At 31.5% G+C, this 8,423-nt stretch carries 9 protein-coding genes; 7 read left to right on the forward strand and 2 right to left on the reverse strand.

Going from position 1 to position 8,423, the window contains the following annotated elements:
- Window positions 1–156 precede the first annotated feature (156 nt).
- The 4 genes from QZN45_RS04720 to QZN45_RS04735 all read left to right on the forward strand — a co-directional run bounded on the left by QZN45_RS04720 (window position 157) and on the right by QZN45_RS04735 (window position 3,903).
- Complete coding sequence (locus QZN45_RS04720; protein WP_292609741.1) at window positions 157–1,329, forward strand: TraB/GumN family protein; 1,173 nt, start codon at window positions 157–159, stop codon at window positions 1,327–1,329.
- 67 nt (window positions 1,330–1,396) lie between these two features.
- Window positions 1,397–1,609 carry a DUF1922 domain-containing protein gene (locus QZN45_RS04725; protein ID WP_292609740.1) on the forward strand — a complete coding sequence of 71 codons (213 nt, stop codon included), beginning with the start codon at window positions 1,397–1,399 and terminating at the stop codon, window positions 1,607–1,609.
- 23 nt (window positions 1,610–1,632) lie between these two features.
- The gene (locus tag QZN45_RS04730) at window positions 1,633–2,955 is read left to right on the forward strand and encodes a hemolysin family protein (RefSeq protein ID WP_292609739.1); all 1,323 of its coding nucleotides are present in this window, start codon (window positions 1,633–1,635) and stop codon (window positions 2,953–2,955) included.
- Window positions 2,956–2,964: 9 nt separating this feature from the next.
- On the forward strand, window positions 2,965–3,903 hold the full coding sequence (locus tag QZN45_RS04735; RefSeq protein ID WP_296801204.1) for a calcium/sodium antiporter: 939 nt from the start codon (window positions 2,965–2,967) through the stop codon (window positions 3,901–3,903).
- On the opposite strand, the gene QZN45_RS04740 is transcribed toward QZN45_RS04735, so the two are convergent.
- A complete protein-coding gene (locus QZN45_RS04740; RefSeq protein WP_296811391.1) occupies window positions 3,862–4,737 on the reverse strand; it encodes a TIGR00269 family protein in 876 nt (291 codons plus the stop codon). The genes QZN45_RS04735 and QZN45_RS04740 overlap by 42 nt on opposite strands.
- Before the next feature lie 50 nt (window positions 4,738–4,787).
- On the opposite strand from QZN45_RS04740, the gene QZN45_RS04745 reads away from it, so the two are divergent.
- Window positions 4,788–5,093: an MTH1187 family thiamine-binding protein gene (locus QZN45_RS04745; RefSeq protein WP_292609735.1), complete on the forward strand. Its 306-nt coding sequence runs from the start codon at window positions 4,788–4,790 to the stop codon at window positions 5,091–5,093.
- Window positions 5,094–5,099: 6 nt separating this feature from the next.
- On the opposite strand, the gene QZN45_RS04750 is transcribed toward QZN45_RS04745, so the two are convergent.
- Complete coding sequence (locus tag QZN45_RS04750; protein ID WP_292609733.1) at window positions 5,100–6,203, reverse strand: DegT/DnrJ/EryC1/StrS aminotransferase family protein; 1,104 nt, start codon at window positions 6,201–6,203, stop codon at window positions 5,100–5,102.
- A 107-nt stretch (window positions 6,204–6,310) separates the two neighbouring features.
- Between QZN45_RS04750 and QZN45_RS04755 the strand changes: the two genes are divergently transcribed.
- Together QZN45_RS04755 and QZN45_RS04760 are read left to right on the forward strand one after the other, a co-directional pair.
- Window positions 6,311–7,474 carry a tRNA (guanine(10)-N(2))-dimethyltransferase gene (locus QZN45_RS04755; RefSeq protein ID WP_296811394.1) on the forward strand — a complete coding sequence of 388 codons (1,164 nt, stop codon included), beginning with the start codon at window positions 6,311–6,313 and terminating at the stop codon, window positions 7,472–7,474.
- A 238-nt stretch (window positions 7,475–7,712) separates the two neighbouring features.
- Window positions 7,713–8,189 (forward strand): Lrp/AsnC family transcriptional regulator, encoded by a 477-nt coding sequence (locus QZN45_RS04760; protein ID WP_292881338.1) that lies wholly within the window; start codon window positions 7,713–7,715, stop codon window positions 8,187–8,189.
- Window positions 8,190–8,423 lie beyond the last annotated feature (234 nt).

Below are 8,423 nucleotides of genomic sequence, written 5' to 3' on the forward strand. Positions count from 1 at the left end.
ATTTAACAACTATCCAAATATACAATATCAAGTGAAAATCATCACATTCCTATTGAAATTAATATGATTAAACAGGAAAACACCAAATAATTAAGTTTATATATTTAAATTTCATAATATTATTAGAAGAATAAATATAAAAGAAGTGTTTTATTAATGAAAAGAGAATGCTTAACAATAATTGGTACTGCGCATGTATCATCAGAAAGTGTTGATGAAGTAAAAGATGCCATTTATGAACAACACCCTGAAGTAGTAGCAATTGAACTTGATAAGGGAAGATATATAAAATTAAAAAAAGATATGATGGGTATTGAAGAAGATGATACCATATCCGTCAGCCAAATAATTAAAGATAACAAAGTTGGATTATTTTTGACCACAACACTTCTTGGATATTTCCAATCAAAGGTTGGTGCGGATGTTGATGTGAAACCTGGGTCTGAAATGGTTGGAGCCATTGAAGCATGTGAAGATTTAGGAATACCAATAGCTTTGATTGATAGGGAAATCAATACCACCCTGCAGAGAGCTTTAAATAGAATGGGATTTATGGAAAAAGCTAAATTTTTATTTAGTCTTCTTTCATCCGTATTTGGTGGAGATGATGCAGAAGATGAAATTGATATTGAAGAGCTAAAAAATCCGGATAACCTTGACGATTTAATGGAAATGTTTAAAGATGAAGCTCCGAGCGTGTATGAAGTTCTTGTGCATGAAAGAGATGCATACCTTGCAGGCAAATTACTTCAAATTCCACAAGACCATGTTATCGCAGTTGTGGGAGCTGGACATAAACCGGGAATTACAAGATATTTGGACAATCCCGAAACATTGCCACCGCTTCACGAATTGGAAGACATAAACAAAAAGGGAGGAATTCCTTGGGTAAAGATAATTTTAGCACTGATTCCAATTTTATTTGTGGTGATATTTTTTCTGGCATATTTTAGCGGGATAAACATAACCGGAAATTTATACGAATTTATTATCATAAGTATGGTAATGGGATTTATCGGTTCAATCGTATCCGGTTCAAAAATTCAGTCCGCAATTATCGGAGGTGTAGTGGCCCCATTAACCATCATACACCCATTACTTGCAGCAGGATGGTTTTCAGGATTGACCGAAGCCAAATTTAGAAAAGTTAGAAAAAGAGATATTGACAGTTTAGCGCATTTAGAAAGCTTTAAGGACTTGTGGCACAACAATATCTTTAGAATATTATTGGTCGTTGTTGGAACTAACTTAGCCGTTAGTATTGCAACTTTAGTAATTTTACCATCCCAAGTTTTCATACCTCTATTCATGAAAATTTTCGGAGGGTAGTTAAAATTTTATATAATATATCCTTAATATATTATAATTACTATTAATTTTTAAAGGGAAAAATACCATGTATCTTATATTCCGTTGCGACTGCGGTCGTGCATTATATGCAAAAGAAGGTGTAGCTACCCGCAAATGTGTTTGCGGTAAAACATTGAAGGTTAAATCTAGAAGAATATTTAAAAAAGCAGCTACCCGAGAAGATGCTTCATTAGCAGTTCAGGAAATGCAGGACAAAATATATGGTAACACTGACTTTCAACGAGCCAGTGAGTTATAACTAGTTTTAATGGTCTGTTAAAAATGATTGGAACGATACTCGAGATAATTATAATTTTAATTTTAATAATACTCACAGGTTATTTGTCAATGGCTGAATTGGCCGTAGTATCGGTGAGAAAAGCGAAAATGCAAAAATACATTGAAGAAGGAAATAAAAATGCTGAAATCGTTTTAGAATTATTAGAAGATCCTAATGAATTTTTATCAACTGTTCAAATTGGAATATCTCTTATCGGTGTCTTAACAGGTGCATTTGGAGGAGTAACATTAGCTGAACCGCTTGCAAATGCTATTTCATTCATACCTTACAGCGAACCGATAAGTGTAGCAATAGTCGTTATCATCACTACATATTTAACATTGGTCGTAGGAGAAATTGTTCCTAAAGTAATTGCATTGAATGACCCTGAAAGAATATCCCTAAAAGTTGCAAAAAGCATGGTAATTCTTGAAAAGGTTTCAAAGCCAGTTAGTTTTGTTCTTGCAAAATCAAGCAGTTTTCTTTTATGGGTACTTAGAATTGAAAACAAAAATGATGATGTTGTTACTGAAGAAGAAATTGAATTAATGATTAAGGAAGGAAGAGAAGACGGAACAATTGAACAAGAGGAAGAAGACATCATCAAAAGAGTCTTCAAACTTGATGACCAAAAAGTTGAAAGTATCATGACCCCACGTAATGAAATCATATGGATTGATTTGGAAGATGATAAGGACATCAACAAAGTAAAAATTATTGAAAGTAAAAGATCAATATTTCCTATTGCATCCGGCGAATTAGATGATTTTATCGGAGTTGTTCAGGCCAAAGACATTCTTTCAGCAATGTTTAATGATGACAAATTCGACATTCATAAAATTGTAAAAGAACCATTAGTTGTTTCAGAACACTTGGAAACACTGGAACTATTAAAAGAATTCAAAGAAAACCAAGGATATGTACACATGTCACTTGTTGTTGATGAATTCGGAAGTGTGGAAGGATTAATTACATTAAACGATTTACTTGAAGGTATTGTGGGAGACATTCCTGGAATTGACGAAGAGGATGAACCTCAAGCTACACAAAGAAGCGACGGCACTTGGTTGATTGATGGAAGATATCCTATTGATAAATTTAAAGAACTATTTGACTTTAATGAAACATTGCCCGATGAAGAAGAAGACGGATATACTACAATTGCAGGTTTCATATTAAGTTTAAGTGGTAAAATACCTAATGAAAATGAAAAATATGAATGTGGAAGATTCATATTTGAAGTTATAGACTTGGATGGGCACCAAATCGACAAAATTCTTGTAACCGATTTGGGACCTCAAGAACCGATTAAAATAGAGGAATAAAAAATGGACATGTCAATACTATTACAATTTGTTTTGTTAATTGTTGGATTCGTATTTTTAATAAAAGGATCTGACTTTTTTGTAGATGGTGCCAGTAGCATTGCATCCCTTTTAAAAATTCCTACAATAATTGTTGGTTTAACCATTGTGGCATTTGGAACCAGTGCTCCTGAGGCAGCAGTTTCCATCACATCAGCAATTACCGGAAATAATGCAATGGCTGTAAGTAACGTAATTGGTAGTAATTTATTCAATATATTAATGGTTATCGGTATATCTGCACTGCTGGGAGAACTATTAATGGAAAAAGATGTTCTCAATAAAGATTTGCCATTCCTTGTCGGAATTACAGTCTTATTTGCAGCATTTATTATAATAGGATGGAATGTATCCCAAATTGAAGGAATTATTCTACTTATTATATTAATTGCTTATGTAGCCCATCTTATCAAATCCGCAAAAAAATCAGATAATGCGAATGTTGTAGAAAAACCGAAATTTACTCTCCCATATAGTATACTTTTCATAATTATTGGGCTTGCAGGAATCGTTATTGGAGGAGATTTGGTTGTCAATAGTGCATCAGATATAGCAATTGCATTTGGAATGAGTGAAACATTAGTAGGTTTAACCATTGTAGCAATAGGTACATCTTTACCTGAACTTGTCACATCACTAACTGCTTTAAAGAAAGGAGAAAATCAGTTGGTTATAGGAAATGTTATCGGATCAAACATCTTCAACATCCTATTTGTTCTCGGAGCAAGTAGTGCCATAACTGCAATATCTCTTGATTCAAGTATGCTCATAGATGTAACTTTCATGGTATTCGTAACAGTACTATGTTTCATATTCGGTAAAACACAAGATAAATTTGATAGAAAAGAAGGTGCGATATTAGTTGCATTATTTATTGCATACATGATTTTCGCAATTCTCAGAAATTAATTTTTTTAACTCACAAGCCTTGCAAATATTTGATGAAGTCGGCTCACCACAAACTTCACATTCATTAAGGCTTGTGGAAATATCATTTTCAAAAGTCAATATTTTTTGAAAAGATTCCATCACATTATTTTTAATTCCAGGATACCTGTCCTCATTAACATTTAAAAATTCTTTAATTTTAGCCCTTAAGGACAAATGAGAATAAGGACATTCATCTAAATGAATATCAATATCATTCAAGATGGCCCACATTCCAACTTCTTTTTCAGGAGTGTTCCACAATGGCTTAATCCTTGGAACCAATTTGGGATGAATAACATCCAATTCCGGCCCAAATTTTGAGAATTTAATTGTGTCCCCTCTTGCAAAGCTCATTAAAAATGATTGAATTTCATCATCCAAATTATGACCGGTAGCTATCTTGCATGCTCCAAGTTCATATGCAGTCTTATTCAATATATTTCTTCTAAAGACACCGCATGGAATACAGGCACTTTTAAAATCCTGATATATATCATCCAATGCAAAACCTTCTTCATCTTTAAAGGATTTTTGAACTAAGTCAATGTTTAAATCATTTGCATTTTTAACTGCAGAATCAATTCCATGTTGCCTATAACCTTCAATTCCTTCATCAACACTTATTGCGACCAAATCAAAATTTAAAAATTGCTGATAATTTTTTAATGCATGCAATGTTAAAACACTGTCTTTTCCACCAGACAATGCAACGGCAATCAATTCGCCTTCCTTGATTAATTCATAATCTGAAATTAAATTGTTAATCCTTGTAAAAATCTTTTCGTTAAAATCTTGTTTGTTTAGTTTAACCATTACTAAATTAATTTATATTAAGATAAATAAATAATTTTACCAGTGATAATATGATAACTTGTGATTTTGCAATATTGCCTGTGGGAACTGAAACAACCGAATGTAAAGATTATGTAACTGCTGCAGTTCAGTCAATCAAAGATTCCGGACTAAGCTATCAACTAACTGGAATGGGGACCCAAATAGAAGCAGAAAATTTAAATGAACTTTATGAAGCAATAGCTAATGCTCAAGAAGCAATTTTTGAATTAGGAATCGGCAGAGTTTATACAGTTATAAAAGTAGATGACAGACGAGACTTGGAAAACAGAACATTGGATGCGAAAGTAGAAACAGTCAATAAAATGTTAAAATAAAAAAAATTAAAATTTAGATGAAGCGGTTTTAACAGCTTCAATTACTAAATCCAAATCTTCTTTTGTGAGTGAAGGATGCACTGGAAGAGAAATTACATTGTCTGCTGCAAGTTCCGCATTAGGACAATCTCCTTCAACTTCTAATTTTTTATAAATTGGTTGATTATACAATGGAATTGGATAATGAATTCCAGTTCCAACACCGCAATCATTGATTACATCAACCCAATCATCACGATCACCTTTTTCAACACGAATAGTGTATTGGTGATATACATGCTTTGATCCATAAGCACAATAAGGTGTAACAATGCCGTCGACATCTTTTAATCCATCATTTAGATATTTAGCATTTTCAATTCTTTTAGCATTGAAATCATCAATTTTATTTAACTGTGCAAGACCAATAGCTGCGGCAATATCAGTCATTCTGAAATTATATCCTATATCATCATGGTGATATCTGACGCTTGCTCCGTGAGCTCTGAATATTTTGGCATTGTCTGCCAAATCTTCATCATCAGTGGTGATAATTCCTCCTTCAGAAGTGGTCATGTTTTTTGTAGGGTAAAAACTAAAACAAGACATGTCTCCCAAACTACCTACTTTTTTACCATTGCAAGTTGCACCATGTGCTTGAGCAGCATCTTCAATAACAATTAATCCATGTTTTTCAGCTATCTCATTGATTCTATCCATATTTGCTGACTGCCCATATAACTGGACAGGCATAATTGCTTGAGTATTTTCAGTGATTAATTTTTCAATTGAATCAGGGTTTATGGTATAAGTATTTAAATCAATATCAGCAAAAACCGGCTTTGCACCAGTGTATAAAATTGAATTTCCACTTGCAATAAATGTGAATGGAGTTGTAATTACTTCATCACCTTTGCCTATACCACATGACAATAAAGCAACATGCAATGCAGCAGTACCTGAATTAACAGCAATACCATAATCCGCTCCAACCCACTCGGCAAATTTTTGTTCAAATTCTTCCACTTTAGGTCCTTGAGCAATCATTCCTGATTTTAAGACTTCAACTACATTTTCTATTTCTTCATCACCAATAATTGGTTTTGCAATAGGAACTTTAATTTCTGACACATTTATCACCAAATTATAAAAATTAGATTAATTATCATACTAATATTTAAATCTAATAATATTTAAAACATTACATATTTAAAAATATTAAAATTGAGTGTGAATCAATGGATGAATATAAAATTAAACAAATTGAAGAAGGATTAACAAAAATTGAATTTCCCGAATTTGATAAAGTATCATCCGACGCCCCTGTTTTTTACAATCCACACATGGAATTAAATAGAGATTTGTCAATTCTTGCAATACAGGTATTCCAAAAACAAGAAGAAAGAGAAATTGACATTTGTGATTTATTTGGTGGAAGCGGAATTAGAGGAATTCGTTACAAAAATGAAATAGAAGGCGTTGGAAATGTATGTATCAATGACATAAGCGAATTGGCCAATGAATATGAACAACATAATATTGATTTAAATAATTTAGAAGATATTGAAGTTTACCAACATGATGCAAGCATGTTTTTAAGAATGAAACGTGGTGAATTTGACGTAATAGACATAGATCCTTTCGGAACCCCCTCCCCATTTCTAGATTCTGCAGGATACTGCGCACGTAGAAATTCATTGTTATGCGTAACTGCAACTGACACCTCTGCATTATGTGGAACATATAAGGAGCCATGTATAAGAAAGTACAATGCAAAACCTTATAAAAGTGAATATTGCCATGAGAATGGCATTAGGATATTGGCAGGTTTTTTAGCACTTACCCTTGCGAAATATGGAAAATATATTGAAGTGAAAATGTCCCACAGTACTGAACATTATATGAGATTATACATTAATGTTAAGAAAGGTCCTAAAAAAACTGATGAATGTTTAAAAAATATAGGTTACATCAGTCATTGTAAAAACTGTTTACATAGACAGACCACTAAAGGATTGGCCAGTGCAATTGAAGAAAAATGCCCCATTTGTGGTGAAAAATTAATTCATGCAGGACCCCTATGGTTAGGCCCTATCCAAAATAAAGAGTTTATCGAACAAATGATTAATGAAATAGATTATAAAAAAATTAATACAGAAAAACAAGCACTTAAATTACTTAATAGCTGCCTTATAGAATCTGAAGCACCAGCAACATTTTTTGACGTGCACAACATATGTAAAACATTGAGAATAAGTGCTCCAAAGCTTGATTTAATTTTTGATAAAATAAAAGATGAAGGATATAGCGCAGTTAAAACCCACTATAACCCACTAGGCATAAAAACAAATGCAAACATTACTGAAATAAAAAATATTCTTCTTGAGTTCAATAATGAATAATAACATGTAAAAAAAATAAACAATAACCTAACAATTGTGATAAAAAATCTAAATATTATTAAAATATAAAAAAATAACAAAAAAACATACTACACTAAATTATATTATAGTAGATGTTATAAAAAAAAATAGTTAAATATATATAAAGTTTTAAATATAATAAACAATTAATTAAATTATATATACTAATTATTAATTATACATATTAGCTATATTAATACATGAATGAAGTGATATAATGGTAAAAACTAAAGACAATGTTGTTAAACTCGATGATACAGATATTAACATCCTTAAAATTATTAATGAAGATGTTAGAACATCCTACAGACAAATATCTCGTAGTTTAGATGTTTCTGTAGGTACAGTACATAACCGTATAGACAAAATGGTTAAATCTGGAGTAATCAAAAAATTCTCACCAGTAATTGACCACGAAAAATTAGGGTTTGTATTGACCACAATCATCGGTGTAAGAGTAAAAGGCGGAAAACTCAAAAATTGGGAAGAAAAAACATTTTTCAACAAAAATGTTGTTGGAATATACGACGTTACTGGCGAATATGACGCATTTTTAATTGCAAAATTCAGAAACACCAATGAACTAAATGGATTTATTAAAGAATTATTAAAAGATCCAATTATAGAAAGAACTTACACCCAAACCGTTTTAGATGTTATTAAAGAAGACATGGGTTCTTCAAACATTTTATAAATTTTGATTTGCAGTTGTACAACAAACAACTGCTTAATTAATTTTTTATTTTTGAACAAAATCTTAAAAAAATAACTATTTTTAAAGTAAAATTTAAATTCCATCACACCTGCAAAAAAATTTATGCAAAATCATTGGCTCTTTCAAAAACTTAATTGATTTTGATTAAAAAAATTTTTGAAGAGAAACATTATTTTCTTTTCTAATTTTTCTTTATTTTTAATTTAAAAGTAG

This window comes from uncultured Methanobrevibacter sp., assembly GCF_900314695.1.
Classification (GTDB): domain Archaea; phylum Methanobacteriota; class Methanobacteria; order Methanobacteriales; family Methanobacteriaceae; genus Methanocatella.

Coding starts and splice junctions, on each gene's coding strand:
- QZN45_RS04720 (WP_292609741.1), top strand. CDS start 157: ATGAAAAGAGAATGCTTAACAATAATTGGTACTGCGCATGTATCATCA.
- QZN45_RS04755 (WP_296811394.1), top strand. CDS start 6,311: ATGGATGAATATAAAATTAAACAAATTGAAGAAGGATTAACAAAAATT.
- QZN45_RS04725 (WP_292609740.1), top strand. CDS start 1,397: ATGTATCTTATATTCCGTTGCGACTGCGGTCGTGCATTATATGCAAAA.
- QZN45_RS04760 (WP_292881338.1), top strand. CDS start 7,713: ATGGTAAAAACTAAAGACAATGTTGTTAAACTCGATGATACAGATATT.
- QZN45_RS04735 (WP_296801204.1), top strand. CDS start 2,965: ATGTCAATACTATTACAATTTGTTTTGTTAATTGTTGGATTCGTATTT.
- QZN45_RS04740 (WP_296811391.1), bottom strand. CDS start 4,737: ATGGTTAAACTAAACAAACAAGATTTTAACGAAAAGATTTTTACAAGG.
- QZN45_RS04745 (WP_292609735.1), top strand. CDS start 4,788: ATGATAACTTGTGATTTTGCAATATTGCCTGTGGGAACTGAAACAACC.
- QZN45_RS04730 (WP_292609739.1), top strand. CDS start 1,633: ATGATTGGAACGATACTCGAGATAATTATAATTTTAATTTTAATAATA.